Origin of the sequence: Nocardiopsis algeriensis (genome assembly GCF_014203695.1) — a bacterium.
In the GTDB taxonomy this organism is placed as follows: Bacteria; Actinomycetota; Actinomycetes; order Streptosporangiales; family Streptosporangiaceae; genus Nocardiopsis; species Nocardiopsis algeriensis.
Genome location: NZ_JACHJO010000005.1, coordinates 288,160 through 314,285 on the forward strand (window position 1 = coordinate 288,160; position 26,126 = coordinate 314,285).

27 protein-coding genes are annotated in these 26,126 nt (G+C 73.2%); 8 read left to right on the forward strand and 19 right to left on the reverse strand.

All coding sequences use genetic code 11. The features are described 5' to 3' along the window. The first annotated feature begins 9 nt into the window (after positions 1 to 9). Positions 10 to 1,410 carry a MocR-like pyridoxine biosynthesis transcription factor PdxR gene (pdxR, locus tag FHS13_RS10035; protein WP_184290750.1) on the forward strand — a complete coding sequence of 467 codons (1,401 nt, stop codon included), beginning with the start codon at positions 10 to 12 and terminating at the stop codon, positions 1,408 to 1,410. 2 nt (positions 1,411 to 1,412) lie between these two features. Here pdxR and FHS13_RS10040 read toward each other — a convergent pair whose 3' ends face one another. From FHS13_RS10040 to FHS13_RS10065, 6 genes are all read right to left on the reverse strand, one after another. Next, a complete protein-coding gene (locus FHS13_RS10040) occupies positions 1,413 to 1,973 on the reverse strand; it encodes a TIGR03086 family metal-binding protein (RefSeq protein ID WP_184290752.1) in 561 nt (186 codons plus the stop codon). A 126-nt stretch (positions 1,974 to 2,099) separates the two neighbouring features. Further along, complete coding sequence (locus FHS13_RS10045) at positions 2,100 to 3,590, reverse strand: MDR family MFS transporter (RefSeq protein WP_184290754.1); 1,491 nt, start codon at positions 3,588 to 3,590, stop codon at positions 2,100 to 2,102. Between the two features lie 182 nt (positions 3,591 to 3,772). After that, complete coding sequence (locus FHS13_RS10050; protein WP_184290756.1) at positions 3,773 to 5,263, reverse strand: aminopeptidase P N-terminal domain-containing protein; 1,491 nt, start codon at positions 5,261 to 5,263, stop codon at positions 3,773 to 3,775. A gap of 172 nt (positions 5,264 to 5,435) precedes the next feature. Continuing rightward, positions 5,436 to 5,903 carry a GNAT family N-acetyltransferase gene (locus FHS13_RS10055; protein ID WP_184290999.1) on the reverse strand — a complete coding sequence of 156 codons (468 nt, stop codon included), beginning with the start codon at positions 5,901 to 5,903 and terminating at the stop codon, positions 5,436 to 5,438. A 299-nt stretch (positions 5,904 to 6,202) separates the two neighbouring features. Further along, a complete protein-coding gene (locus tag FHS13_RS10060; RefSeq protein WP_343064972.1) occupies positions 6,203 to 6,886 on the reverse strand; it encodes a response regulator in 684 nt (227 codons plus the stop codon). Further along, positions 6,853 to 8,217 (reverse strand): sensor histidine kinase, encoded by a 1,365-nt coding sequence (locus tag FHS13_RS10065; protein WP_246405035.1) that lies wholly within the window; start codon positions 8,215 to 8,217, stop codon positions 6,853 to 6,855. The genes FHS13_RS10060 and FHS13_RS10065 overlap by 34 nt, the downstream gene beginning before the upstream one ends. Positions 8,218 to 8,339: 122 nt before the next feature. Between FHS13_RS10065 and purB the strand changes: the two genes are divergently transcribed. Both purB and FHS13_RS10075 read left to right on the forward strand, forming a co-directional pair. Next, complete coding sequence (gene purB / locus FHS13_RS10070; RefSeq protein WP_184290758.1) at positions 8,340 to 9,770, forward strand: adenylosuccinate lyase; 1,431 nt, start codon at positions 8,340 to 8,342, stop codon at positions 9,768 to 9,770. Between the two features lie 106 nt (positions 9,771 to 9,876). After that, positions 9,877 to 10,041, forward strand: coding sequence for a hypothetical protein (locus FHS13_RS10075; RefSeq protein ID WP_184290760.1), 165 nt, complete (start codon positions 9,877 to 9,879; stop codon positions 10,039 to 10,041). A 10-nt stretch (positions 10,042 to 10,051) separates the two neighbouring features. Here FHS13_RS10075 and FHS13_RS10080 read toward each other — a convergent pair whose 3' ends face one another. Further along, positions 10,052 to 11,014 (reverse strand): pyridoxal-phosphate dependent enzyme, encoded by a 963-nt coding sequence (locus FHS13_RS10080; RefSeq protein ID WP_184291005.1) that lies wholly within the window; start codon positions 11,012 to 11,014, stop codon positions 10,052 to 10,054. A 211-nt stretch (positions 11,015 to 11,225) separates the two neighbouring features. Continuing rightward, a complete protein-coding gene (locus tag FHS13_RS10085; RefSeq protein ID WP_184290762.1) occupies positions 11,226 to 11,894 on the reverse strand; it encodes a maleylpyruvate isomerase N-terminal domain-containing protein in 669 nt (222 codons plus the stop codon). A 147-nt stretch (positions 11,895 to 12,041) separates the two neighbouring features. Between FHS13_RS10085 and FHS13_RS10090 the strand changes: the two genes are divergently transcribed. From FHS13_RS10090 to FHS13_RS10100, 3 genes are all read left to right on the forward strand, one after another. Then, positions 12,042 to 12,662, forward strand: a complete 621-nt coding sequence (locus tag FHS13_RS10090; RefSeq protein WP_184290764.1) for an FMN reductase — start codon at positions 12,042 to 12,044, stop codon at positions 12,660 to 12,662. A 106-nt stretch (positions 12,663 to 12,768) separates the two neighbouring features. Then, entirely contained in the window at positions 12,769 to 13,761 is a 993-nt protein-coding gene (locus FHS13_RS10095) for a dihydroxyacetone kinase subunit DhaK (protein WP_184290766.1), read from the forward strand. Between the two features lie 30 nt (positions 13,762 to 13,791). Further along, positions 13,792 to 14,430: a DAK2 domain-containing protein gene (locus tag FHS13_RS10100; RefSeq protein ID WP_184290768.1), complete on the forward strand. Its 639-nt coding sequence runs from the start codon at positions 13,792 to 13,794 to the stop codon at positions 14,428 to 14,430. Positions 14,431 to 14,510: 80 nt separating this feature from the next. Here FHS13_RS10100 and FHS13_RS10105 read toward each other — a convergent pair whose 3' ends face one another. Continuing rightward, a complete protein-coding gene (locus tag FHS13_RS10105) occupies positions 14,511 to 15,611 on the reverse strand; it encodes an LLM class flavin-dependent oxidoreductase (RefSeq protein ID WP_184291007.1) in 1,101 nt (366 codons plus the stop codon). Between the two features lie 262 nt (positions 15,612 to 15,873). Here FHS13_RS10105 and FHS13_RS10110 point away from each other — a divergent pair, with 262 nt between their 5' ends. Then, positions 15,874 to 16,044, forward strand: a complete 171-nt coding sequence (locus FHS13_RS10110) for a hypothetical protein (protein ID WP_184290770.1) — start codon at positions 15,874 to 15,876, stop codon at positions 16,042 to 16,044. A gap of 460 nt (positions 16,045 to 16,504) precedes the next feature. Here FHS13_RS10110 and paaI read toward each other — a convergent pair whose 3' ends face one another. The 10 genes from paaI to FHS13_RS10160 all read right to left on the reverse strand — a co-directional run bounded on the left by paaI (position 16,505) and on the right by FHS13_RS10160 (position 24,498). Continuing rightward, a complete protein-coding gene (gene paaI, locus FHS13_RS10115; protein ID WP_184290772.1) occupies positions 16,505 to 16,912 on the reverse strand; it encodes a hydroxyphenylacetyl-CoA thioesterase PaaI in 408 nt (135 codons plus the stop codon). After that, the gene (paaE, locus tag FHS13_RS10120; protein WP_184291009.1) at positions 16,909 to 18,009 is read right to left on the reverse strand and encodes a 1,2-phenylacetyl-CoA epoxidase subunit PaaE; all 1,101 of its coding nucleotides are present in this window, start codon (positions 18,007 to 18,009) and stop codon (positions 16,909 to 16,911) included. The genes paaI and paaE overlap by 4 nt, the downstream gene beginning before the upstream one ends. Then, entirely contained in the window at positions 18,006 to 18,518 is a 513-nt protein-coding gene (paaD, locus tag FHS13_RS10125) for a 1,2-phenylacetyl-CoA epoxidase subunit PaaD (RefSeq protein ID WP_425491168.1), read from the reverse strand. The genes paaE and paaD overlap by 4 nt, the downstream gene beginning before the upstream one ends. After that, the gene (gene paaC, locus FHS13_RS10130; RefSeq protein ID WP_184290785.1) at positions 18,515 to 19,393 is read right to left on the reverse strand and encodes a 1,2-phenylacetyl-CoA epoxidase subunit PaaC; all 879 of its coding nucleotides are present in this window, start codon (positions 19,391 to 19,393) and stop codon (positions 18,515 to 18,517) included. Before paaC ends, paaD begins: the two co-directional genes overlap by 4 nt. Positions 19,394 to 19,453: 60 nt before the next feature. Then, the gene (paaB, locus tag FHS13_RS10135) at positions 19,454 to 19,762 is read right to left on the reverse strand and encodes a 1,2-phenylacetyl-CoA epoxidase subunit PaaB (protein WP_184290787.1); all 309 of its coding nucleotides are present in this window, start codon (positions 19,760 to 19,762) and stop codon (positions 19,454 to 19,456) included. Then, on the reverse strand, positions 19,759 to 20,718 hold the full coding sequence (gene paaA, locus FHS13_RS10140; RefSeq protein WP_184290789.1) for a 1,2-phenylacetyl-CoA epoxidase subunit PaaA: 960 nt from the start codon (positions 20,716 to 20,718) through the stop codon (positions 19,759 to 19,761). Before paaA ends, paaB begins: the two co-directional genes overlap by 4 nt. Positions 20,719 to 20,845: 127 nt before the next feature. Next, positions 20,846 to 21,634, reverse strand: coding sequence for an enoyl-CoA hydratase/isomerase family protein (locus FHS13_RS10145; RefSeq protein WP_184290791.1), 789 nt, complete (start codon positions 21,632 to 21,634; stop codon positions 20,846 to 20,848). 4 nt (positions 21,635 to 21,638) lie between these two features. Further along, entirely contained in the window at positions 21,639 to 22,514 is an 876-nt protein-coding gene (locus FHS13_RS10150; RefSeq protein WP_184290792.1) for a 3-hydroxyacyl-CoA dehydrogenase family protein, read from the reverse strand. Beyond that, positions 22,511 to 23,242, reverse strand: coding sequence for an enoyl-CoA hydratase/isomerase family protein (locus tag FHS13_RS10155; RefSeq protein ID WP_184291011.1), 732 nt, complete (start codon positions 23,240 to 23,242; stop codon positions 22,511 to 22,513). Before FHS13_RS10155 ends, FHS13_RS10150 begins: the two co-directional genes overlap by 4 nt. A gap of 20 nt (positions 23,243 to 23,262) precedes the next feature. Beyond that, positions 23,263 to 24,498: an acetyl-CoA C-acyltransferase gene (locus FHS13_RS10160; protein ID WP_184290794.1), complete on the reverse strand. Its 1,236-nt coding sequence runs from the start codon at positions 24,496 to 24,498 to the stop codon at positions 23,263 to 23,265. 227 nt (positions 24,499 to 24,725) lie between these two features. Between FHS13_RS10160 and paaK the strand changes: the two genes are divergently transcribed. Then, positions 24,726 to 26,078, forward strand: a complete 1,353-nt coding sequence (paaK, locus tag FHS13_RS10165) for a phenylacetate--CoA ligase PaaK (protein ID WP_184290796.1) — start codon at positions 24,726 to 24,728, stop codon at positions 26,076 to 26,078. Positions 26,079 to 26,126: the final 48 nt, after the last annotated feature.

Below are 26,126 nucleotides of genomic sequence, written 5' to 3' on the forward strand. Positions count from 1 at the left end.
TGCAATTCCATGTCGGGAACACGGGCCATTTCAGGAATCGACCTGCACGTCGATGTGTCGGGGACACGGGTGTCGAGATCGCTGGAGAAGGCCCTGCGCGAGGCTGTCACCGGTGGCCGTCTCCCGGCCGGGACCCGGCTGCCCTCCGCGCGTACGCTCGCCGCCGACCTGGGTATCGCTCGCAACAGCGTGGCCGAGGCCTACGGGCAGCTGGCGGCCGAGGGCCGGCTGGTGTCCCGGGTGGGGGCCGGGACGTGGGTGGCAGAGAGGCCGGGGAAAGCCGATCCGGCGCGGCTTCCCGAACCGGCGCCGGCGCCCGCCCTGGACCTGCGCGGCGGGATCCCCGACACCTCGGCCTTCCCCCGGGAGGCGTGGGCGGCCGCCGTGCGGCGGGCCCTGGCCCGGACCCCGTCCGCCGACCTGGGCTACGGCGGCCCGCAGGGCTCCCCCGTGCTGCGCGAGGCACTGGCCGGCTACCTGGCCCGCACCCGCGGCGTGCGTTCCGCCTCCGCCGGCATCCTGGTGGGAAACGGCTTCGGCGACCTGCTCGCCGCCACCTGCCGCCTCCTGTACGACACAGGGGTGCGCAGGATCGCGGTGGAGGAGTACGGACACGGGCTCCACCGCAGGATCGCCCGCGCCCAGGGGTTGGAGACCGTCGCAGTTCCCGTGGACGAGGAGGGCGCCGACGTGGGCCTCCTCGACCGGCTCGGGGCCGGAGCCGTCCTGCTCACCCCGGCGCACCAGTTCCCCACCGGGGCCGTGCTGTCGGCGGAGCGCCGCAGGGCCCTGGCCCGGTGGGCGTGTGAGACCGGGGGACTCGTGCTGGAGGACGACTACGACGGGGAGTTCCGCTACGACCGGCGCTCGGCGGGCGCGCTGCAGGCGCTGGCCCCCGACCGCGTGCTCTACTTCGGTACGGCGAGCAAGGCACTGGCGCCGGCGGTGGGGCTGGCGTGGGCGGCCGTGCCCCCGCACATGTGCGACGGGCTCGCCCTCCAGCGGGAGCTGTCGGGCGGCGGGCACAACCTGCTCGGCCAGCTCGCCCTGGCCGAGTTCCTCTCCTCCCACCAGTACGACCGGACCGTGCGGCGGCTCCGCGGCCGCTACCGGGCCCGCGGCCGGGCTGTGGCCTCCGCCGTCTCGTCCTTGGAGGGGTTCTCCGTCCGCGCCCCGGAGGCAGGCCTGCACTGCCTGGTCGTCCTCCCCCCGCGGGTGCGGGAGGAGGACGCCGTGGCCGAGGCCGCCCGCCGGGGCCTGCTCCTGGAGGGCCTGTCCTCCTTCGCCGACGGCGGCAGCGGACGGCACCGGGGCGCCGTCGTGGTCGGCCACGGCGCCTCGGCGCCCCACCTGTTCTCCCGGGCCCTGGAGGTGTTCTCCGCGGCGATGGCCGCCGCAGGGCGGGCCTGACGTCAGGGCCTTCTGCCCGTGAGGGCCAGGAGGCGGTCCTGGTCCCCGGCGCCGTCGCCGGGTTCGACCGGGGCGTCGAACATCGCACCGGGGCCGAACTCCTGGCCGCGCGCCCACACCAGCAGCTCCTTCGCCAGCTCCGGGTCGACACGGTCGTCGGTCCCCAGGGCACGGGCCAGGTCCCAGGCGTGCACGGCCAGGTCGAAGGTCATCTGCCACAGGTAGAGCTCGGCGGGAACCTCGCCGAAGGACAGGTGGACCGTGCCCTGCAGCGCCGAGGGGGCGAGCCAGGCGGCACGCGCCTCGCGGGAGGCCACCTCCCACGAGACGAGGGGCTCCTCCCCGAGGTTGTCCCCCTCCATGCGGTCCCCGACGTCCTCGACGCGGGCGCCACCCAGCAGGGACGGCACCCACAGCTGCTCGGTGGTCAGATGGTTGACCAGGTCGTGGACGTCCCAGTCCTCGCACGGCGTGGGCAGTGCCCAGTCGGTCATCCGCACCCGGCGGACCCTCCGGTCGAACTCCTCCATGGCCGTGCCGTGCAGATCGATCAGCTCTGGCATGGGTACCCCCTTGTCGCGTCCCCTCGGGCACTACCCGGCGGGGCCGGGCGCACACGAGGCCCCCGCCGGCAGTGCTCCTGCCGACGGGGGCCTCGTGCGGGTGCCCCTCCCGGGACGGGACGCGGATCAGTGCGCGGCCGGGGCTCCCACCGCGTTATCGGGGCGCCGGACGAAGAACGCCGCGGCGACGGTCACCAGAGACAGGACCGCGCCCACGAGGAAGGCGGTGTGGACACCGCCCGCCATCGCCTCGACCTCGGCGACCCCCTCGGCGACCAGCCCCGCGGTGGAGACCGACATGAGGGCGACGAACGCCGCGGTGCCCGCCGCACCCGCGACCTGCTGCACGGTCCCCACGACGGCACTGCCGTGCGAGTACAGCTCCGGGGTCAGCGATCCCAGCGCGCTGGTGAGCAGCGGCGTGAACAGGAAGGCCAGGCCGAGGCTGAGCACCAGGTGGGCGGCCACGATCATGCCCAGCGGTGTGTCGGCGTCGAACAGGGTCATCCCCCACAGCGCCGCGGAGACCACCATCGCACCGGGGACGACCAGCGGACGCGGCCCCAGGCGGTCGAACAGGCGGCCCACCACCGGGGCGAGCAGGCCCATCAGCAGACCGCCGGGCAGCAGCGTCAGCCCCGCGGCGAGCGTGTCGTGCCCGAGCACGTCCTGCATGTAGACCGGAAGCAGGATGATGGAGCCGAACATCGCCATGAAGCTCACGCAGACCATGGCGATGGCGATCGCGAACTGCCGGGAGGTGAACACGCGCAGGTCCAGCAGCGCCCGGTCCCCGCGCTGCAGGCGCAGCTGGCGCCACACGAACAGGGCCAGCGACAGGGCGCCGACGGCGACGGCCAGGGCCGGCGGCACCGGGGCGGACCCGCTGTCCCCGCCCATGCTGGAGAAACCGTAGACGAGACCGCCGAAGGCCAGCGCCGACAGCACCACCGACAGCATGTCGATGTCGGCCGGGCGCGGCCGGGTGACGTTGCGGATCATCAGCGCGCCCAGACCGAGTCCCAGCAGGGCGATGGGCAGGACCAGGCCGAACATCCAGCGCCAGTCGAGCACGCTGAGGATCAGGCCGGCCAGGGTGGGGCCGACGGCGGGCGCCACGGAGATGACCACGGAGATGTTGCCCATGGTGCGGCCGCGCCGCTCGGGCACGACCATGTTGAGCACGGTGGTCATCAGCAGCGGCATCATGATCGCCGTGCCGGCGGCCTGCACGATCCGGCCCAGCAGCAGGAACGTGAAACCGGGTGCCAGGAAGCACATCAGTGTTCCGACGCTGAAGAGCGTCATGGCGGTGACGAACACCGGCCGCACGTGGAAGCGCTGGAGCAGGAACCCGGTCACCGGGATCACCACGGCCATGACCAGCATGAAGGCCGACGTCAGCCACTGCCCCGTGGCCACGGAGATGCCCAGGTCGTGGTTGAGGGCGGGCAGTGCCACGCCCATGATCGTCTCGTTGAGGATGACCACGAACGCCGACACCAGGAGAAGGGGGATGACGAGACGGTCGGAGCTGCCTTCCTTGCCCTCCTTCCCGTCACCGTCTCGGGTCGCCGGCGCACCGCCGGGTTCAGGTGGTGTGGGTTGGCCTTTCAACAGGTGTCCTTGTCCTCGTGGAAACGGCGCTCCGGTCCGCGCCGGGGGCGGGCACGTCAGCGTCTTTACAGAGGTTCTCCAACCTTCCTCACGACACGGACATTCCCGGGAGCGGCGTCGTCCTCCTCACAGGAGACACGGACGGGCCGCCCCTCCGAGGGGCGGCCCGCAGGTGTGCCGGGTCAGCGGGGCAGGCGCTCGGCCAGCCAGGCCTCCACCTCGGCGGAGGAGCGGGGCAGCGCGGACGAGAGCACGCGGCGCCCGTCCTCGGTGACCAGGACGTCGTCCTCGATGCGCACACCGATGCCGCGCAGCTCCTCGGGGACGGTCAGGTCGTCGGGCTGGAAGTACAGGCCCGGCTCCACCGTGAGCACCATGCCCGGCTCCAGGTCGCCGTACAGGTGGACCTCCTGGCGCGAGACGGCGCAGTCGTGGACGTCCATGCCCAGCATGTGGCCGGTGCCGTGCAGGGTGTAGCGGCGCTGCAGACCCAGCTCCAGGACGCGCTCGACCGGGCCCTCCAGCAGGCCCCATTCCACCAGGCCCTCGGCCAGGACACGCTGGGCCGCCTCGTGGAAGTCCGTGAACGGCCGTCCCGGGGCGACGGCGGCGATGCCCGCCTCCTGGGCGGCGTACACCAGGTCGTAGACCTTGCGCTGCACGTCGGTGAAGGTGCCCGAGACCGGCATGGTGCGGGTGATGTCGGCGGTGTAGAGCGTCGTGGTCTCCACACCCGCGTCCAGCAGCAGCAGGTCGCCCTCGCGCACGGGCCCGTCGTTGCGGACCCAGTGAAGGGTGGTGGCGTTGGGGCCGGAGGCGGCGATGGTGCCGTAGCCGACGTCGTTGCCCTCCACGCGGGCGCGCAGGAAGAAGGTGCCCTCCACGTAGCGCTCGGAGGTGTCCTTGGCCTGCGGCAGGGCGCGCACGACGTCCTCGAACCCGCGGGCGGTGGCGTCGACGGCCTTCTGCAGCTGGGCGATCTCCCACTCGTCCTTGACCAGGCGCAGGTCGGCCAGGAAGATGCCCAGCTCCTCGTCCAGGCGTGCGGACTTGGCGCGGGCCTCCTCGTCGGCGTCGCCGCGCACCTGGTCGACCAGGGCGTCCAGCTCGGCGTCGTGGCCGCGTACGATGCGCACCGCGGTGTCGGTGGCGCGCAGCACGGTCGGCAGGGTGGTGACGTCGGCGGTGGCCAGGCCCAGCAGGTCGGCGGCCTCGCCCAGGCTGTTGCGGCGCCCGGTCCACAGCTCGCCGTAGGCGCCCAGCCAGAACTCGCCGTTCTCCCGGCTGGAGCGCGGCTTGAGGTGGAGGACGGCGTCGTGGCCGCCGCCGGCGCGGGGGGTGAGCACCAGGCAGCCGCCGTCGGAGGTGTCACCGGTGAGGTAGGCGTAGTTGGTGGCGGCCCGGAAGGGGTACTCGGTGTCGTTGGAGCGGGTGAGGAGCCGGCCGGCCGGGATCACCAGGCGTTCGCCGGGGAAGGCCGCGCTCAGGGCCTCGCGGCGCCGGGCGGTGTGGGCGGCCTGCTCGACGGGCTCCAGGTCGCGGCGCTCGGTGTCGGCCCACCCGGTGGTCATCCACGCGGCGAGCTCGTCGGAGACGGTCTGCACCTGGCCGTTCTTGCGCGGGGTGTGCACGAAGGTGCCCGACTCGGCCCCGGGGTCCTGCTGCTCGCTCACGTGGTGTCTCTCCTCGTCGCGTGGTGGACGGTCGCCTGCGGGCGACCGGACACGGCCGCTCGTGACGGCCGTCGCCGCCTATCGTACGGGTGGGTAACCCTGTACCGGCCCCGCATGGGCATAGCCTCCCCCATAACACACGGGAGGGACTCCTTATGCCCCGCGCCGCCGGTCAGAGGTCGTGGGCGAAGGGGATGGCCTTGGGGTAGGGCAGGTCCTCGACGGTGGCGGGGTCCACCCACCGGTAACCGATGCGCTCGTACAGGGCCACCGCCTCGGGCTGGCTGGGGCCGGTGAACAGGATGACGGAGCTGTAGCCCAGGTCGCGGGCGGCCTCCTCCAGCGCGGCCATGACCTTGCGCCCCAGGCCGCGGCGGCGGTGCCGGTCGGAGGTCCAGATGCGCTTGAACTCCGCGACGGCGGGCCGGTCGGCGCGGTAGGGGCGCAGCGCTCCCCCGGCGACGACCTCGCCGTCGATCTCGGCGAGCACGACGCGTCCGCGGGGCGCGGCGAACTCCGAGACGGGGTAGCGGCTCAGCTCGTCGGCCGCGCCGTCGGCCCCGTAGCGCACGGTGTACTCGGCCAGCAGTCCGGCCAGCAACCCCTCCACACGGGGATCGTCGTGGCGGACCCGCAGCATCCGCACCCGGTCGGTCGTCCGCTCCGTCCCGGTCCTTGTCACCGCTGCCCCCGCTCCGTGTCCGCCCGCCGGGCCTCTCGGCGCCCGGTTCCGCTGGAATGCTACCTGCCGTGTCCGGGGCACCGGGGGACTCCGGGGCGGGATGCCGACCGGTGGAACAGCGACCGGAGGAACTGCGGGACCTTCCGCGCCCACCTCCCGGCAGGGGTTGCGGGGGCCGCCGCCGCGCACGGCGGAGCGGACGGCGGTGCGGCCCTGTGACCGCTCCCTCTCCCAGGTCCGCCGGGGCGCCCGTCCCGTCAGGTCCCACGCAGGTAGGTGATCACGGCCCGCACCCGCCGGTGCACGTCCTGGTCGGGGGGCAGGTCGAGCTTGGCCAGGATGTTGCCCACGTGCTTTCCCACGGCGGCGTCACCGACCACCAGGAGCCGGGCGATCGCCGCGTTGGAGTGCCCCTCGGCCATCAGGGCCAGTACCTCGCGCTCGCGCGGGGTCAGCCGCCCCAGCGGGTCGGCACGGCGCCGCAGCAGCTGGCGCACCACCTCGGGGTCGACGAAGGTGGCGCCCCCCACCACCTGGCGCAGCACAGAGGCGAACTCCCGTACGTCGCCCACCCTCTGCTTGAGCAGATAGCCCACTCCCCGGCCGCCGTGGGAGTCGAGCAGGTCGGAGGCGTAGCTGAGCTCCACGTACTGGCTGAGCGCCACCACCGCCAGGTCCGGGTCGCGCCGGCGCAGTTCGACGGCGGCGCGCAGTCCCTCGTCCGTGAGACCGGGCGGCATCCGGATGTCGGTGACCACCAGGCGGGGGCGGTGCTCGGCCACGGCCTCGAGCAGCTCCTCGGCATCTCCCACGGAGGCGGCCACGGGGAAGCCGAAGCGTTCCAGCACCCCGACCAGGCCCTCCCTCAGCAGGACTCCGTCCTCGGCGAGCACGGTGGGCACAGGGGTCACTGCGCCGGAATCGGTCGGTGCGGCGTGCACGGGATCTCCACTCTGATCCGGGTAGGTCCGCCCTCGGGGCTGGACAGCTCCATCGTGCCACCCATCACGGCGACGCGGTCGCGCATACCGGTCAGGCCGCTGCCGCGGGAGGGGTCGGCTCCGCCGTCCCCCTCGTCGGTGACCTCCACGGTGAGGACGCCGTCCCCCTTCCCCTCCAGAGCGGCCCGGACCCGGGCCCCGCCGCCGGTGTGCTTGTAGACGTTGTTGAGCGCCTCGGCGACCACGAAGTAGGCCGTGCCCTCCACGTGCGCGGGCAGGCGCGGAACGTCGGCCGCGACGGCGACGTCCACCGGCGAGCGGTCGGCCAGCTCGGCCAGGGCCGGGGGCAGCCCGCGGTCGGTGAGCACCCTCGGGTGAATGCCGCGCACGAGTTCGCGGAGCTCGGTGATGAGCTCGTCGGCCCGACGCTGGGCCGAGGACACGAGGCGGTCGGCCTCCGTCCCCTCCTCCAGCTCGAGCCGGGCCATACCCAGGTCCATGCTCAGAGCCACCAGGCGCTGCTGGGCGCCGTCGTGCAGGTCGCGTTCGATGCGCCGCCGCTCGTACTCGAAGGCACCGACCAGGCGGGCACGCGAGCCGGCGACCTCGTCCAGTTCGGCACGCAGCTCCTCCTCGGGCAGGCCGCCCAGCAGGGCACGCCCCAGCGCGGTGTACCCCGCGCACACCAGCGCGCTCACGTAGACCACCAGGGCCAGGGCGAGCGGGGACAGCCCGGTCATGACCAGGGCCCCGCCCACAGTGTCGACCTCCACCGGCCCCATCACGATGCTCGACCCGGGCTCACCGACCAGCAGCGGCGCCGCCAGCATGACCAGGGCGAGCAGGAGCAGCACGAGGACGATCGTGTCGACGAGAAGGGTCGCGGCCAACAGGGCGAACAGACAGGCCACCTCTCTCCAGGTGGCGCTCTCGGTGTAGCGGGTACGCACCCACCCCCACAGCCCCGGCGGAGGGGTGCGGTGGCCGCTGCCGACCGGCTCCGGGGAGACGAGCCGGAGCCGGATCCGCTCCAGGGCGCCCACCGGGATCGCGAGCAGGGGCCCCAGGAGGGCGACCGCCGCCAGACCCGAAAGGAGCACCGCCCCGGTGAGCAGCCAGTACGAGGGACTGCTCCGTCCGGCGGCCTGGACGGACATGACCAGGGCCGCGGCCGGCAGCAGGAGGAGCGGTGCGGCCGCCACCGCGACCGTGTTGCCCACCACCAGGGTGGTGAAGGTGTGGGCGGTCGCCCTCAGGGACCAGCCGGAGACCAGGAAACGGGGCCTGGTCATGGCGGCCGCCAGGGTTCTCGGTGGTGCGTCTGCGCTCATGGCCCCAAACTAGGCAGATCCGGTTCCTCCCGGAATCGGCCGCACCCCCGTCCCGGGGGTGGGGCGCTCCCCACCCCGGCCGGCACCGGACCCGGCCGACCGCAGCGATAGGGTGGACCGACGTGAGTGCGAAACCGCTGATCCCCGATGTCCTGGCTGCCCGCTACGCGTCCGCGGAGCTGACCCGGCTGTGGTCCCCCGAGTACAAGGTGGTCGCCGAGCGGCGGCTGTGGCTGGCCGTGCTGCGCGCGCAGGCGCGCCTGGGCGTGCAGGTGCCCGACGGCGTCGTCGAGGACTACGAGAAGGTCCTGGAGCAGGTGGACCTGGCCTCCATCGCCGAACGCGAGCGCGTCACCCGCCACGACGTCAAGGCCAGGATCGAGGAGTTCAACGCCCTCGCCGGCCACGAGCACGTGCACAAGGGCATGACCTCGCGCGACCTGACCGAGAACGTCGAGCAGCTGCAGGTGCGCGACAGCCTCCTGCTGGTGCGCGACCGCACGGTGGCGCTGCTGGCGCGGCTGGGCCGGCTGGCCGCCGAGCACTCCGGGACGGTGATGGCGGGCCGCTCCCACAACGTCGCGGCGCAGGCCACCACGCTCGGCAAGCGGTTCGCCTCCGTCGCCGACGAGGTGCTGGTCGCCCACGGCCGCCTGGAGGAGCTCATCGCCCGCTACCCGCTGCGGGGCGTCAAGGGTCCGGTGGGCACCGCCCAGGACATGCTGGACCTGCTGGGAGGGGACCGCGGGGCGCTGGCCGCACTGGAGGACGAGGTCGCCTCCCACCTGGGCTTCGCCCGCCGTCTCACCAGTGTGGGCCAGGTCTATCCGCGCTCACTGGACTTCGAGGTGCTGACCGCACTGGTGCAGCTGGCCGCCGGCCCCTCCTCGCTGGCCAAGACGATCCGCCTGATGGCCGGCCACGAACTGGTCACCGAGGGCTTCGCCGAGGGCCAGGTGGGCTCCTCGGCGATGCCGCACAAGATGAACACCCGCTCGTGCGAGCGCGTCAACGGGCTGACCGTGGTCCTGCGCGGATACGCGTCGATGGCCGGCGAGCTGGCCGGAGACCAGTGGAACGAGGGCGACGTGTCCTGCTCGGTGGTGCGCCGCGTGGCGCTGCCGGACGCGTTCTTCGCCTTCGACGGCCTGGTGGAGACGATGCTGACGGTGCTCGACGAGTTCGGCGCCTTCCCCGCGGTGGTCTCGGCCGAGCTGGACCGCTACCTGCCCTTCCTCGCCACGACCAAGATGCTCATGGCCGCGGTGCGCGCGGGCGTGGGCCGCGAGACGGCGCACGAACTCATCAAGGAGCACGCGGTGGGCTCCGCCCTGGCGATGCGCCAGGAGGGCACGGGCAACCGGCTGCTGGAGCGCTTGGCCGACGACGAGCGCTTCCCGCTGGGACGCGCCGAGCTGGACGCGCTGCTGGCCGACCGGATCACCTTCACCGGCGCGGCGTCCGCCCAGGTCGAGGCCGTGGTGGCGCGCATCGGGGAGATCACCGCCGCGTACCCGCAGGCCGCGGCCTACACTCCGGGCGCCATCCTCTGACCCGAGGCTCCCGGGCCCTGTGGCGCACCTCACCCCGAACGGTGCCCGGCCCGGGAGCCGGTGCCCGCTACGGTGGCAGCCGAAAGCCCCGACCCGTGGAGGAAGCGTGACCGATCCCGAGTCCTTCAGCGGCGCCCTGTGGGCGGTCCTCCTCATCACCGGGATCGTCCTGGCCTTTGCCGTGGCGATCCCCGCCGACATGGCGCTGCGCCGCCGAGAGGACCGCGAGCAGGCCCGCAACCGGTACCGGAACCCGCACCGCGGGCACTGAGCGGCGGCTCTCAGCTCCGGGCCAGCAGGCGGGCCAGCAGCGCCGGATCGATGTTGCCGCCCGAGACCACGGCCACCGTGGCCTCGGGCCGGCCCGGCACGGTGCCCACCTTCCCGGCCAGGAGCGCGGCGGTGGCGAGCGCGCCGCTGGGCTCGGCGACGACGCGGGCCTCCAGTGCCAGGACCGCCACGGCCCGGGCGATCTCCTCCTCGGTCACGGTGACGATCTCGTCCAGGTTCTCGCGCAGGTGCGCGAAGGTCAGTTCCGACAGGCACACCCGCACCCCGTCGGCCATGGTGCGGTAGGTCCTCTCCTCGGGCCAGGTCACCAGGCGTCCGCTGCTCAGGCTCTCGGCGGCGTCGGCCGCCAGCTCCGGTTCCACCCCCACCACGCGGATCCGGCCGGGACGCACCCCTCGGGCCACCGTCGCCACCCCCGCCGCCAGGCCTCCTCCTCCCACGGGGACGACGACGGTGGTCACGTCCGGCGACTGCTCCAGGATCTCCAGGCCCACCGTGCCCTGCCCGGCGATGACGGCGCGGTCGTCGAAGGGCGGGACCAGGGCCAGCATCTCGGTGCGCTCCAGCTCGCGGGCGGCGGCCGCCCGCTCGGTCGGCGGCACCACGACCAGGCGCGCCCCGTGGGCGCGCATGCGCTCCACCTTCACCGGGGGCGCCCCCTCGGGCACCACCACCGTGCACGGCACACCCCGGCGGGCGGCCGCGCGGGCCAGGGCCTGCCCGTGGTTGCCCGAGGAGTGGGTGACCACGCCGCGGCGCCGCTGGGTGGGGTTGAGGAGGGCGACCGCGTTGGCGGCGCCGCGGATCTTGAAGGCGCCGACGGGTTGCAGGCTCTCGGGTTTCAACAGGAAGTGCGGCCCGCCCGCGGGGCCGGCGGTCAGGGGCGTGCGCACGACCTCGCCCTGGATACGGGTGGCCGCTGCGCACACGTCCTCGGGAGTGATGAGGTGCACGCGCACGCCCCTACCCCCGGGGTGCCGCTGCCACACCGGTGCGGCCGGGAGCGGCCATGTGGAAGGAATGGGGGACAATCGACGGCGTGCGTACCGCGTGGGCCGCCGGCGACCCGCCGAGCCGCGCCCTCCACAACGTGATGACCGCGGTGGTGCGTCCGCCCCGGACGGGGTGCGTTCTCCGAAGCGGGTTCCCCACTGTCCCTGACGGTCAGACGTCCAGTGGCCTCTCCGCGGCCGGGAGCAGAGCCAGGGCGCCCAGCACGGGCGCGGGGTCGCCGGTCCAGTCCATGGCGGCGACCTGCCCGGGGGTGCGCCGTCCCATGAGGGCGCGGTGGAGCTCGTAGGCGGTGCCGCGCCACTGCAGGCCGGTGCCCCCGCCCAGGGTCCAGGACCGGTCGAGGTCGGTGGCGGTCGCGGTGACCGAGGGCAGGTGCTCGGGCCACATGCGGGCTGCGCCGCTCAGGGCGAAGTCCAGGAGCTGGTCGGCGTCGCGGGTCTGGGCGGGTATGCCCAGGGCGCCGCGCAGGTCGTTCTCGTGGGTCCATACGTCGACCACGGGCAGCCGGTGGCGCATGCGTGTACCGGAATCGAGCAGCTCGAGCAGGGCGGGGGTGTTCGAGCGCCACTCCTGGCAGATCTGCTCGATGTCCTGTCCCTCGCGCTCGGCGACCTGCCGGGCGGTGATCTCGTCGGTGGCGGGCGGGGTGACGGTCCCGGCCACCACGTCGACGCAGATGCCCGCCAGGTGGGCGTAGGTCTGGCGGACGTTCCAGGCGGGAAGGGCCGGGACAGGGGTCTCCGCGGCCTCCCCGGCCGGCCCGGCGGCCAGGGCGAGCAGTCGCTCCTGGGCCTCGGCGTAGATTCGTGCGGCATCCATGCGCACACGTTACCGAACAGCGTTCGGCAGCGCGGTGCGGGCACCGTCCCGACCGGCCCTCGGGAATGGCGCACGGGTGCACGCTGTTCCCCCTGGTAGTTTTGTAAGAAAACTACTTCTCAAGAAGCTTTTTTCTAGGGGGGAAAGATGGCGACCCGCACACTGGTGACCGTATCTGCGGGGTTGAGCACCCCCTCCTCGACCCGCCTGCTCGCCGACAGGCTGACCGCTGCCGCGGAGGCATCGCTGCGCGAGCGCGGCGAGGAGGTCAGCACCCGCACCGTGGAACTGCGCGACGTGGCACACGACGTCGTCAACGCGATGATCACCCGGGTACCCACCGGCGGACTGCGCCCGGTCCTGGACGACATCGCCGAGGCCGACGGGATCATCGCGGTGACTCCCGTCTTCAACGCCTCCTACAGCGGCCTGTTCAAGTCGTTCTTCGACGTGGTGGACCCCGAGGACCTGGACGGTACGCCGGTGCTGATCGGCGCGACCGGCGGCAGCCCCCGGCACTCACTGGTGCTCGAGCACGCCCTGCGGCCGATGTTCGCCCACACCCGCTCGGTGGTCGCCCCCACCGGTGTGTACGCGGCCTCGGAGGACTGGGGTGCGGGCGGGAGCGGCGGCCGGGAACTGGCGCAGCGCATCGAGCGCGCCGGACGCCAGCTCGCGGTGCTGGCCGCCGACCGCTCCCCTGCCGCCGCGGACCCCTACGAGGAGCCGGTTCCGTTCGCCGACCTGATGTCGGGGCTGGGCACCTGAGCCTTCCCGCGCACGGGCCGGCGGCTCCGCGGACGTTTGGGCGGAGCCGCACGCGGCTATGTCGCCCAGGACGCGGGAAAGAGCCGCCGGAAGACGGAGCCCGACCTTGAGACGACAGTTCGTCAACGACCCCGGTGACGTGGTGGCCGAGGCACTGGAGGGGTTCGCCGCGGCCTGGCCCGGTCACGTGCGCCTCAACGCCGACCCCGCCTACGTCGTACGTGCCCGCCCGGCCTCCGGCAAGGTGGCCGTGGTCTCCGGCGGCGGCTCAGGCCACGAGCCCCTGCACGTGGGCTTCGTGGGTACCGGCATGCTCGACGCCGCCGTACCCGGGGCCGTCTTCACCTCGCCCACCGCCGTGCAGATCCGCGCCGCCTCCCGGGCGGTCGACACCGGGCGGGGCGTGCTGCACGTGGTCAAGAACTACACCGGCGACGTGCTCAACTTCCGTATCGCCGGCGAGCTGCTGGCCGACGAGGGCGTGGAGAGCGGGATCGTCCTGGTCGACGACGACCTGGCGACGGACACCGACGACGGCCCCGGCCGCAGGGGCACGGCGGCGGCCGTGGTGGTGGAGAAGGTCTGCGGCGCCGCGGCCGAGCGGGGCGCGGACCTGGCGGAACTGACCGCGCTCGGCCGCAGGGTCGCCGCCGGCAGCCGCACCCTGTCCGTCGCGCTGGCCGCGGGCGCCCACCCGGGGCAGTCCCGGCCGTCCTTCGAGCTGCCCGGGGACGAGGTCGAGTTCGGTGTGGGCATCCACGGTGAGCGGGCCCGGCAGAGGCGGGCGTTCGGGCCCTCGCGCGAGATCGTGCCCCAGATGGTGTCACCACTGGCCGAGGCACTGGGGCTCGGACGCGGCTCGCGGGTGCTGGCCGTCGTCAACGGCCTGGGCGCCACCTCCGACCTGGAGCTGTACGGGGTCTTCCGGGAGGCGCGGCGCGTGCTCAAGGATGCGGGGGTCGACGTGGTCCGCTCGCTGGTGGGAACCTACGTGACCTCCCTCGACATGGCGGGCTGCTCCCTCACCCTGGTACGGGCCGACGACGAGGTGCTGGAGCTGTGGGACGCCCCGGTCGCCACCCCCGCGCTCACCTGGTAGAGCCACCGCAGTCCACACGGGAGCACCGACATGGCAGAGCAGCTCGACATCGCCGACGTGGAACGATGGGTCCTCGCCTTCGCCGACGCGGTCGAGGAGGAGGCTGGGTACCTCACCGACCTGGACCGCCGCAGTGGCGACGGCGACTTCGGCTCCAACATGGCCGCCGCGCTGCGCCGCTCACGGGAAGCCGTGGCCGCTGCCGGGTCGACGGCGGCGGGAGACCCGTTCCAGGTGCTGGGCGAGACCTTCCTGGGCCACAGCGGGGGCACCAGCGGGCCCCTGTTCGGCATGTGGTTCCGCGAGTTCGGCAAGGCGGGCGCCGGGGCGGAGGCGTTCACCCTGGAGATGCTGGCCGGGGCCACAGCGAACGGATGGGCCACCGTCGCCAGACTGGGATCGGCCCGGGTCGGTGACCGCACCATGGTCGACGCCATCGCCCCGGCCTCGGAGGCCCTGGCCGAGGCGGTCGAGGGCGGCCTGAGCCTGTCCGAAGGGCTGCGCTCGGCGGCGGAGGCGGCGCGCGTCGGCGCCGACGGCACCAGCGGACTGCTCGGCCGCAGGGGGCGCACCAGTTACGTGGGCGAGGCCGCCCTGGGCAGCCCGGACCCCGGAGCGGTGGCTGTCGCCCTGTTCTACGGGGCCGCGCGGGAGGTGGCCGGCGCCTGAACCGCCGACGGCCGGACACGGCCCCGGTCCCGTTGTCCGGGCCGCGGAGGCCCCCGCCTTCCGCGGCCCGGAGCGGGTGTCTACCCCTGGTCGGACGCGGTGCCCGCGCTCCGCCGGGCGGCCAGGAGCGAGGCATGGGTGGGCGCGTCGGGGACGTGGGCGGGGCGCCCCGCGGCGAACTCCTTGCGCAGCACGGGGACGACCTCCTCGCCCAGCAGGTCGAGCTGCTCCAGGACGGTCTTGAGCGGCAGGCCCGCGTGGTCCATGAGGAACAGCTGGCGCTGGTAGTCGCCGAACATCTCGCGGAAGGTCAGGGTGCGGTCGATGACCTGCTGCGGGCTGCCGACGGTCAGCGGCGTCTCGCGGGTGAACTCCTCCAGGGAGGGGCCGCCTCCGTAGACCGGGGCGTTGTCGAAGTAGGGCCGGAACTCGCGGACGGCGTCCTGGGAGTTCTTGCGCATGAAGACCTGCCCGCCCAGGCCCACGATCGCCTGTTCCGCCTTGCCGTGGCCGTAGTGCTCGTAGCGGCGGCGGTAGAGCGCGATCATCTTCTTGGTGTGGCTGGGCGGCCAGAAGATGTTGTTGTGGAAGAAGCCGTCGCCGTAGTAGGCGGCCTGTTCGGCGATCTCGGGGCTGCGGATGGAGCCGTGCCAGACGAAGGGCGGCACGCCGTCCAGCGGCCTGGGCGTGGAGGTGAAGCCCTGCAGCGGGGTGCGGAACTTGCCCTCCCAGTCCACCACGTCCTCGCGCCAGAGGCGGTGCAGCAGGTTGTAGTGCTCCAGCGCCAGCGGGATGCCCTGGCGGATGTCGTAGCCGAACCAGGGGTAGACGGGGCCGGTGTTGCCGCGGCCCATCATCAGGTCCACCCGGCCGTCGGCGATGTGCTGGAGGTAGGCGTAGTCCTCGGCGATCTTGACCGGATCGTTGGTGGTGATCAGGGTCGTGGCGGTGGACAGGACGATGCGTTCGGTCCTGGCCGCCACGTAGCCGAGCATGGTGGTGGGTGAGGAGGGCACGAACGGCGGGTTGTGGTGCTCGCCGGTGGCGAAGACGTCCAGGCCCACCTCCTCGGCCTTGAGCGCGATGGCGATCATGGCCTTGATCCGCTCGTGCTCTGTCGGTGTGCGCCCTGTCGTGGGGTCGGTGGTCACGTCCCCGACCGAGAAGACTCCGAACTGCATGATCGGCTCCAAAATGCTTTCCAAAGAAATATTTTCCAACGAAGCTACCATGGACAACGGAGAAGTTCGCCCCTGCTATTCCTGATGCCCGATTCCTCGGCGAGGGACCCCGTTCGTCCACAGGCACGCTCCGTGTTCGCGCAATGTCCCCCGCACGTGCTAAGCCTGGTGAGGCCGGTACCGGTCGCCGCGCCTCGGCCACACGAGGCGGGCACACACGAGAAGGAGGAGGGCGCATCCCGGCCCGCGCCCGCACGAACCCATGGCCGCATTCCCCGAGACCCGGCCCCTTCCCCTCCAGCGACCCTCCGACCACGACCGCGCCGAACACGAGGCCGCACGTGAGCCGGTCGTCCTGGCCGACGCTCTCGCCGACGTGGTGGCGACCCTCAGCAGCCTGGATCCCGACCTGTCCCCGCCCCCGCGGCCATGAGACCGCTCACATCTCCCTGCGCCCCGGCGGCGTGAAAGTCCCTGCCCACCAGGGGCTTAGGGATTCCGTGGCACGGTTGGCACCCGCTTTTTACGGTGATGCCCGAAAATCAGCGCTCTCACGGGGAACACCACCTACACGAGAGGCGTTGGGACAGATACAAGCGCTCCGGAACAGACCCCGACCCCGATCCCGATCCCGAAGCCACTCCACTCGAGATCCCGCAGAGCGCACACCACAATCCATGCGCGGACGTACGCGCTCGTGTCGGTAATGGGGGTTTCCGACACGACATCACACGCTACGTTCGCCTTCCCAGCGGCCATCGCACTCAGTGCGTGTCGGCCGCGTCCGCCGGGGCCTGCGTTGGGGGACGCGGGCCCCGGCCTGTGTCCGGGCCCATCGGGCACGGACACCGGGGGCCGGAGCGCCGCAAGGCGCTCCGGCCCCTCCGTACTTCTCAGGCGCGAGGCGCCAGGGTGCGGCTGCGGCCGCGGAACTCGGCCACGACCTCCCCGTCCCGGCGCACCGTCACGTCGTAGAGACCGCTGCGCCCGTAGAGCGTGCGCTCCTGCGCGGTGGCCACCAGGACATCGCCCTCGCGGGCGGCGGCAACGAAGGTGACATCGGCCCCCGCGGCCACCGTCACCCCTCCCCCGTCCGTGTTGCAGGCGCAGGCGAAGGCGGTGTCGGCCAGCGTGAACACGAAACCGCCGTGGGCGATCCCGTGCCCGTTGACCATCAGGGGACCCACCGTCATCTCCACCACGGCCGTGCCGTGGTCGGCGCGTACCAGCCGCATCCCCAGGTTCTTGGACGCCCGGTCGTTCTCGAACATCCGCCAGGCGGTCTCGTTGCGCGCGCTCATGCGTCGAAGTCCACGGTCACGGCGTCGGTCTCGGGCAGCGCCTGGCACGAGAGCGCATACCCCGCCTCGACCTCGGCGTCGGTCAGCGCGTAGTTGCGCAGCATGCGCACCTCGCCGCCGCACACCTTGACCCGGCAGGTCCCGCACACCCCGCCCTTGCACGCGAAGGGCAGGTCGGGCCGGTAGCGCTGGGCCGAGTCCAGCACCGGAACCCCGCGCGGCAGGGTCAGGGTGCTGGTGCGCCCGTCCAGGACGACGGTGACCTCGCTGGCGGGGCCCTCCACCTCCGGGTCCTCGTGGCGGGCCTGGGGCGGGGGCTCGGCGCCCTCGACGAAGAACAGCTCCTGGTGGACCCTCTCCCCGGGCACCCCGCGCCCGGCCAGCACCTCGCGGGCGTCGGTGACCATTCCGTAGGGCCCGCACAGCCACCAGTGGTCGACGGCATCGGCGGCCACCACGGTGTCCAGCAGGGCCTCCAGCTTGGCGGCGTCCAGCCGGCCGGTGAACAGCTCGGCCTCGCGCGGCTCGCGTGAGAGCACGTGCACCAGTTCCAGCCGGGGGCCGTAGGCGTCCTTGAGATCGGCCAGCTCGTCGGCGAACATCACCGTGTCGCTGCGCCGGTTGCCGTACAGCAGCGTGACGTCGGAGCCGGTGCGGGCCAGCAGCGAGGCAGCCATGGACAGCACCGGGGTGATGCCCGAGCCGGCGGCGATCATCACGTGGCGCTCCGCGCGGTCCAGTCCGGGGCAGAACCGCCCGGTGGGCGGGCCGACCTCGATCTCGTCCCCGGGGCGGACCTGTTCGACCAGCCAGCTGGAGAACAGGCCGCCCCTGACCAGGCGCACGCCCACGCGCGGGGCGGAGCCCACCGGCGCGCAGATGGAGTAGCTGCGCCGCTCCTCCACCCCGTCGACAACCCGGCGCAGGGTGAGCGACTGCCCGGGCGAGAACGCGTACACCTCGGCCAGCTCGTCGGGCACGTCGAAGGTGACGGCGACGGCGTCGTCGCACAGGCGCTCCACAGCGGCCACCCGCAGCTTGTGGAAGGCCGCCCCGCGGCGGGCGGCCGGAGGCGTCTCGGTGATGGTCACTGTCAGATCTCCTTGACGTGCTCGAACGGTTCCAGGCAGGTGCGGCACCGGTGCAGCGACTTGCAGGAGGTCGCGCCGAAGCGGGAGAGCTCCTCGGTGTCGGCCGCACCGCACCGGGGGCAGCGCGGCACCGTCCGGGTGGGCGACAGGATCAGCGGTACCGGCCCGGCCTGGCGCCGGGGTGCCGAGCCGGGCGGGGAGATGCCGTGCTCGGCGAGCTTGCGCCGGCCCTCGGCGGTGATCCAGTCGGTGGTCCAGGGCGGGGAGAGCTCGGTACGCACCTCCACCCGGTCGAAGCCGGCCGCACGCACGGCGCGGTCGACGTCCGCGCGCATCTCGGCCAGGGCGGGGCAGCCCGAGTAGGTGGGGGTGATCCACACCCGGGCGGTGCCGTCCTCGACCTCGACCCTGCGCAGGATCCCCAGGTCGGCCAGGGTGAGCATGGGCAGCTCGGGGTCGGTGACGGCGGAGGCCGCGGCCAGCGCCTGCGCACGGGTGAGCTGCCCGGTGCTCACCACGTCGCCCCCGGGTGCTCCCGGGCCACCTTCTGCATCTCCTCGACCAGAGGTGCGAGCTCGGCGCCGTGGCGGCCCTCCCGTCCGGCCAGGACGGGTTCGGGGAAGGGGCCGGGCCCCTCCAGTCGGGCCTCGGCCAGTACCTGGGCCAGGACGCCGTGGACCTCCTCGCGCACCTGGGCGGGGTCCACGGCCACGCCCTGCCCGGCCAGGCGCGCCTCCACGGGGTGGCAGGCGAACAGTTCGCCGGTGAGCGGCCACACGTCGGCCAGGGCGGCCCGCATGCGCTCGCGCGAGTAGTCGGTGCCGTCGCCCAGGCGCACCGCCCAGGAGGCGGCGTAGTCGCGGTGGTAGGCCAGCTCGTGGACGGCCTTGGCGGCGACGGCGGCCAGGACGGGGTCGCGGCTGTCGGCCAGGCGGGCGAAGACGGCCAGGCGGGCGCTGGACAGGACCAGCAGGGTCACCACCGCGCGGGCGAAGTCGCCGCGGGGTGCCGCGGCCAGGCGCACGTTGCGGAACTCGGCGGGGTCGCGCCAGTAGGCGTAGGCGTCCTCGTCGCGCCCGGTCCCGTCGGCCTGTCCGGCGCGGGCCAGCAGCAGCCGCGCCTGGCCGATGAGGTCCAGGGCGATGTTGGCCAGCGCCATCTCCTCCTCGAGCTCGGGCGCGTCGGTGACCCACTCGGTGAGCCGCTGGGCCTGGACCAGGGCGTCGTCGCCGAGCATCTGGCAGTACAGGGCCAGGTCCTGGCCGTCCACCCCGTCGGGCAGGTCGGTGTCCACGCCCGCCAGGGCGTCGGTGAAGCCGGTGCCGAAGGCCCAGCGGGCGTCGCCGCCGTGCTCCTCGGTCAGCGCGGCGAAGATGTTGTCGCCACTCATGCGTCTCCTTGAAGCCTCGTGTTCCCCGGGTCGGGTGCCGCGCGCCGGGCGCGGCGCGTCCTACATGTGGGGGACGTCCTCGGGGATGGGGTAGAAGGTGGGGTGGCGGTAGACCTTGTCCCCGCTGGGCGAGAAGAAGGGGTCCTTCTCGTCGGGGCTGGAGGCGCTGATGTGCTCGGCGCGCACCACCCAGATGCTCACACCCTCGTTGCGGCGGGTGTAGAGGTTGCGGGCGTTGTGCAGGGCCATGGTGTCGTCGGGGGCGTGCAGGGAGCCCACGTGCACGTGGTTGAGGCCGCGCTTGCCGCGGACGAAGACCTCGTAGAGAGGCCACTCGGGGCGGGCGGGCCCGCTGCTGTTCTCACTCATACGGCAGCCTCCTCGGTGTTGTGCTTCCTCGCGTGGGCGGCGGCGGCCTCGCGGACCCAGGCGCCCTTCTCGTGGGCGGCCCGGCGCCGGGCGATGCGCTCGGCGTTGCAGGGACCCGCCCCGGAGACGACCTGCTTGAACTCGTTCCAGTCGGGGTCGCCGAAGTCGTAGTGGCCGCGCTCGTCGTTCCAGACCAGTTCGGGGTCGGGCAGGGTGACACCGAGCTTGTCGGCCTGGGGGACGGTCATGTCGACGAACTTCTGGCGCAGTTCGTCGTTGGTGTTGCGCTTGATGCCCCAGGCCATGGAGCGGGCGGTGTTGGGGGACTCGTCGTCGGGCGGGCCGAACATCATCAGCGAGGGCCACCACCAGCGGTCCACCGCGTCCTGGACCATGGCCCGCTGGCCCTCGGTGCCCTCCATCATGCGCATGAGCAGCTCGTAGCCCTGGCGCTGGTGGAAGGACTCCTCCTTGCAGATGCGCACCATCGCCCGGGCGTAGGGGCCGAAGGAGCTGCGGCACAGGGGGACCTGGTTGCAGATGGCGGCGCCGTCGACGAGCCAGCCGATGACGCCGACGTCGGCGAAGGTCAGGGAGGGGTAGTTGAAGATCGAGGAGTACTTCTGGCGGCCGTCGACGAGGCGCTGGGTCAGGTCGGCGCGGTCCACGCCCAGGGTCTCGGCGGCGGCGTACAGGTACAGGCCGTGGCCGGCCTCGTCCTGGACCTTGGCCAGCAGGATGGCCTTGCGGCGCAGGCTGGGCGCGGAGGCGATCCAGTCCCCCTCGGGCTGCATGCCGATGATCTCCGAGTGGGCGTGCTGGGAGACCTGGCGCACGAGGGTCTTGCGGTAGCCCTCGGGCATCCAGTCGCGCGGCTCGATGCGCCGGTCCGCGGCGATGGCGGCGTCGAAGTGCGCCTGGTGGGCGCTGTCGGGCGCCTCCTGCGTCACGGTCATTCTCTCTCCAGATTCATAACCGAACGTTCGGTCAGTAATTAGTATCCCGTGTTCCCCCCGCGCGGGCAAGCCCCCGCGCGGGGGAAGGACAAGGGCAGATCAGCTCACGGACGGCCGCCCGAGGTCCTCACCTGCCGCGGAAGACCGGCCTCCGCTTGGCCGTGAAGGCCTCGACCGCGCCGACGTGGTCGTCGGTCGCCCCGAGCCGGACCTGATCCCCCGCCTCCTCCTCCAGCAGCTCGGGCAGCCCGCGCCCGCCCACCGCGGCCGAGCGCACCTGCCGCTTGGCCGCGGCGTAGGCGGCGGTGGGCCCGGCCGCCAGCTCACGGGCGACCTCCTCGGCGCGCTCCGCCCAGGCGTCGTCGTCGACGACCTCCGTGACCAGCCCCAGGTCCAGGGCCCGCTCCGCGCCGAAGACCGTGCCCAGCAGCATCAGCTCCATCGCACGGGCCTGGCCCAGGCAGCGCACCAGACGCGCGGCCAACCCCGAGTCCGAGGCCAGCCCGATCCCGGTGAAGGCGGTGCCGAACCTGGCGCGGCGCGCCGCCACCCGCACGTCCCCCGCCAGGGCCAGACCCAGCCCCGCGCCCACGGCCGCACCGCCGATGCCGACCACGACCGGAACCCCGATGTCCTCCAGCGCCAGCACGATCGGGTTGTAGTGCTCGCGCACGGTCTCCAGCGCCCCCTCCCGGTCCTCGGCCAGGGCGCGGGCGTGCTCGGCCAGGTCCTGACCCACGCAGAAGGCCTTGTCCGAACCCAGCAGCAGGACCGCTCGCGCGGTCCGCGACGCGGCCGCACGGCGCAGAGCCGCCAGCAGCTCCTCCTTGGCCTGCCGGTCCAGCGCCGGCCGGTGCAGGCGCACGACGGCCAGGCCGTCCTCCTCGGCGAATTCCGCCGCGGTGTTCTCGCTCAACGCTCTACTCCTCGTCCCAGGTGTGGAAACCCTGCCCGCTCTTGCGGCCCAGCCTGCCCTCGGCGACCATGCGGCGCAGCAGCTGCGGCGGCTCGAACCGCTCCCCCAGTTCGGCCGCCAGGTACTCGGCGATGGCCAGGCGCACGTCCAGACCCACCAGGTCGGTCAGGCGCAGCGGCCCCATGGGATGGCGGTAGCCCAGCTCCATGGCGGTGTCGATGTCGGCGGGCGAGGCCACCTCCTCCTCCACCATCCGGATGGCCTCCAGCCCCAGCGCCACACCCAGGCGGCTGGTGGCGAAACCCGGCGCGTCGCGCACCACGACCTCGGTCTTGCCCAGGGCGCGGGCCCAGCCGCGCGCGGCCTCCACCACCTCCGGGTCGGTCTCGGGCGCCCGTACGATCTCCACCAGTTTGGAGGCGGGCACGGGGTTGAAGAAGTGCATGCCCAGGAAGCGGCCCGGGCGGGACAGGACCGCGGCCAGCTCGGACACCGACAGCGAACTGGTGTTGGTGGCCAGCACCGCGCCCTGGCCCACCGCCCTCTCCGCGGCGGCCAGCACCGCGGCCTTCAGATCGGCCCGCTCGGGGACGGCCTCGACCACCAGGCCCGCCGCGGCGGGGATCTGCGCGGCGTCGAGGACCGTGACCAGCCGTTCCAGGCAGTCGGCCGGTTCGACGGCGAGCTTGCCGAGCTCGCGGGCGCGGGCCAGGCCGGCGGCCACGCGCTCGCGCCCGGCCCGGGCCGCCTCCTCGGTGGCCTCCACCAGTACGGCGGAGGAACCGCAGGCCAGGAACTGCTGGACGATCCCGGCGCCCATCGTGCCGCCGCCGATGACGGCGACGGTCTCCGGGAGCGCGGGGGACAACGTGGCGCTCAACGCTTCTTCCTCTCCAGGAAACGGGTCATCCGGTCGTGCTTGTCGGCGCTCTCGAACAGCACCGCCTGCGTCAGGTCGTCGGCCAGCGGATGCGGCCCCTCGGCGTCCAGCACCATCTTGGTCATGCGCAGCGCCAGTGCCGAGGAGGCCGCCATCCGGTCCACAAGGGCGTGCGCGCGCTCCATCAACTCCTCGGGCGGCACGATCTCGGCGACCAGGCCGTGGCGCAGCGCGGCCTCGGCGTCCAACCGGTAGCCGCCCAGCAGCACCTGCTTGGCCACCGACAGGCCCACCAGCTCGCGCAGCCGCCAGCAGGCCCCGGCCCCGGCGATGATGCCCAGACCCGGCTCGGGCTGGGCGAAGACCGCGGAGGGGGTGGCGATGCGGATGTCACAGGCGTAGGACAACTCCGCTCCGCCGCCCAGCGCCCAGCCGTCGACGGCCGCCACGGTGGGCACCCGCAGGCGGTGCAGCCGCTCGAACAGGCGGCTGTTGATCCCCGCCAGTGCCTCCTCGCGGCCCCGCTCGCGCAGCTCGGCGATGTCGGCACCACCTGCGAACACACCCCCGCCCCCGGTGAGCACCAGCGGCCGCGGTTCGGCCTCCACCCGGGCGCACACCTCGTGCAGCTCGGCGATCATCGCGCCGTTGAGGGCGTTGCGCGCCTCCGGCCGGTCCAGCTCGACCACCACGCGGTCGGCGCGCCAGTCCACGGACAGCGTCCGCATCTCCCTGGCCTCTCCCCCGCTCACAGGCGCTCCACCAGCAGGGAGACGCCCTGTCCCACGCCCACGCACAAGGTGGCCAGGCCGCGGTCGGCGCCCTCGCGCTCCATGCGGTTGACCAGGGTGACCAGGATGCGCGCGCCCGAACTGCCCAGCGGGTGTCCCAGGGCGATCGCACCGCCGTCGGCGTTGACGCGCTCCTCGTCCAGGCCGAGCTGCCGGAGCACACCCAGAGACTGGGCCGCGAAGGCCTCGTTGAGCTCGACCGAGCCGACGTCCTCCAGCTTCCACCCGGCGCGTTCGAGGACCTTGCGCGTGGCCGGGACCGGGCCCAGACCCATGAGCTGGGGAGGAACGCCGGCCGAGGCCGAGGCCACGATCCGGGCGCGCGGGGTCAGGCCGTGGCGCTCCACGGCCTCGGCGCCGGCCAGGACCAGGGCGCTGGCGCCGTCGGACAGCGAGGAGGAGTTGCCGGCGGTGACGACGCCGCCCTCACGGAAGACCGGGCGCAGCCCGGCCAGCTTCTCGGCATCGGTGTCGGGGCGCGGACCCTCGTCGGCCGTGACCTGGTGGGTGGCGCCCTTGCGCCCGGTGACGGTGACGGGGACGATCTCGCCCTCGAAGCGGCCGGCCTCCGCGGCGGCGACCGCGCGCCGGTGGCTGCGCAGCGCGAAGGCGTCGCACTCGGCGCGTGTGATGCCTTCCAGGGCCGCGACCTCCTCCGCGGTCTCGCCCATGGACAGGGTGTAGCGCAGCTCCTCGGGAGAGGCGCCGGCGGGCGCCTTCGCGTCGTGGGCGGAGAAGCGGGGGTTGGTGAAGCGCCAGCCCAGGGAGGTGTCGGCGACCTCGCCCGGCTTGGCCCAGGGGGTTCCCGGCTTGGCCATGACCCAGGGGGCGCGCGTCATCGACTCCACGCCGCCGGCCACGACCACATCGGCCTCCCCGGCCCGGATGGCCTGGGCCGCCGAGGCCACGGCGGTCAGTCCGCTGGCACACAGCCGGTTGACCGTGTAGCCGGGCACCGAGGGGTCCAGCCCGGCCAGGAGTGCGGCCATGCGGGCCACGTTGCGGTTGTCCTCGCCGGCCTGGTTGGCGGCGCCGAGGACGACCTCGTCGACGGCCTCGGCGGGTATCCCGGCGCGCCGCACCGCCTCGGACACGGCCGCGGCGGCCAGGTCGTCGGGGCGTACGGCGGCCAGGGCGCCCCCGTACCGGCCCTGGGGGGTGCGCACCCCCTCGACCACGTAGACGTCGCTCACGTGCGGCCTCCCATGCTACCGGCGGTGGCGGGCGCCACCGACCTGTGTGAACTCATCGACACTTCTCCTTGACACGGCTGCCCGGAGGCTGCCTTAATGCATTAGTAACCGACCGTTCGGTCAGTAAGCAAGTCGGTTCGCCCCCTTGACGAACCACCCCACCACCACTACGCGCACCCCGCGAACCGCCGCGCGACGAACGCTGCGCACCTTTTCCGGAGAGGCCCATGGCAAGCCACGACACCCTTTCTCAGCCGACCGGTGCCCGCACCCGTCTCGGACAGGCTCCCGAGCCCGAACTCCTGGACCCGGCCGAGCGTATGAGTGTCGACGAGCTGCGCGCCCTGCAGCTCGAGCGCCTGCGCTGGACACTGGAGCACGCCTACACCAACGTGCCCCTGTACCGCAGGAAGTTCGACGAGGCCGGGGTGCGGCCCGAGGACCTGCGCGAACTCGAGGACCTTCGCCACTTCCCGCACACCACCAAGGCCGACCTGCGCGACAGCTACCCCTTCGGCATGTTCGCCGTGCCCCAGGACCGGGTCAGCCGCATCCACGCCTCCAGCGGCACCACCGGCCGGCCCACCGTCGTCGGCTACACCCGCGAGGACATCGACACCTGGGCCACCGTGGTCGCCCGCTCCATCCGCGCCGCGGGCGGCCGCCCCGGCCACAAGGTCCACGTCTCCTACGGCTACGGCCTGTTCACCGGCGGCCTGGGCGCCCACTACGGCGCCGAGAAGCTCGGCTGCACCGTCATCCCCGCCTCCGGAGGCCAGACCGCCAAGCAGGTCCAGCTGATCCAGGACTTCGAGCCCGAGATCATCATGGTCACGCCCAGCTACATGCTCACCATGCTCGACGAGTTCGAGCGCCAGGGCATCGACCCCCGCAGCACCTCGCTCAAGATCGGCATCTTCGGCGCCGAGCCCTGGACCGAGAAGATGCGCCTGGAGATCGAGAGCCGCCTGGACATCCACGCCGTCGACATCTACGGCCTCTCCGAGGTCATGGGCCCGGGCGTGGCCAACGAGTGCGTGGAGACCAAGGACGGCCTGCACATCTGGGAGGACCACTTCTACCCCGAGGTGCTCGACCCGGTCGACGGCCGGGTGCTGCCCGACGGCGACAACGGCGAACTCGTCTTCACCTCGCTGACCAAGCAGGCCATGCCGGTCATCCGCTACCGCACACGCGACCTGACCACCCTGCGCCCGGGCACCGCCCGCCCCATGCGCCGCATGGACAAGGTCACCGGGCGCAGCGACGACATGATCATCCTGCGCGGGGTCAACGTCTTCCCCACCCAGATCGAGGAGATCGTCCTGGGCCTGGACGGGCTCGCCCCGCACTTCCAGCTCGTCCTGACCAAGGAGGGCCGCCTGGACCGCATGGCGGTGCGTGTGGAGGCCGCCCCCGACTGCACCGCCGACCGCCGCCTGGCCCTGGAGCGCGAGATCTGCGCCACGGTCAAGGACCGCGTCGGGATCAGCGTGACCGTCGACGTCGTCGACCCCGAGAGGATCGAGCGCTCCGTCGGCAAGTTCCGCCGCATCATCGACCAGCGCCCCCGGGACTGACCGGCCGCGCTGCGGCCGGCCGGGCAGGACCCGGCCGGCCGCCGCACC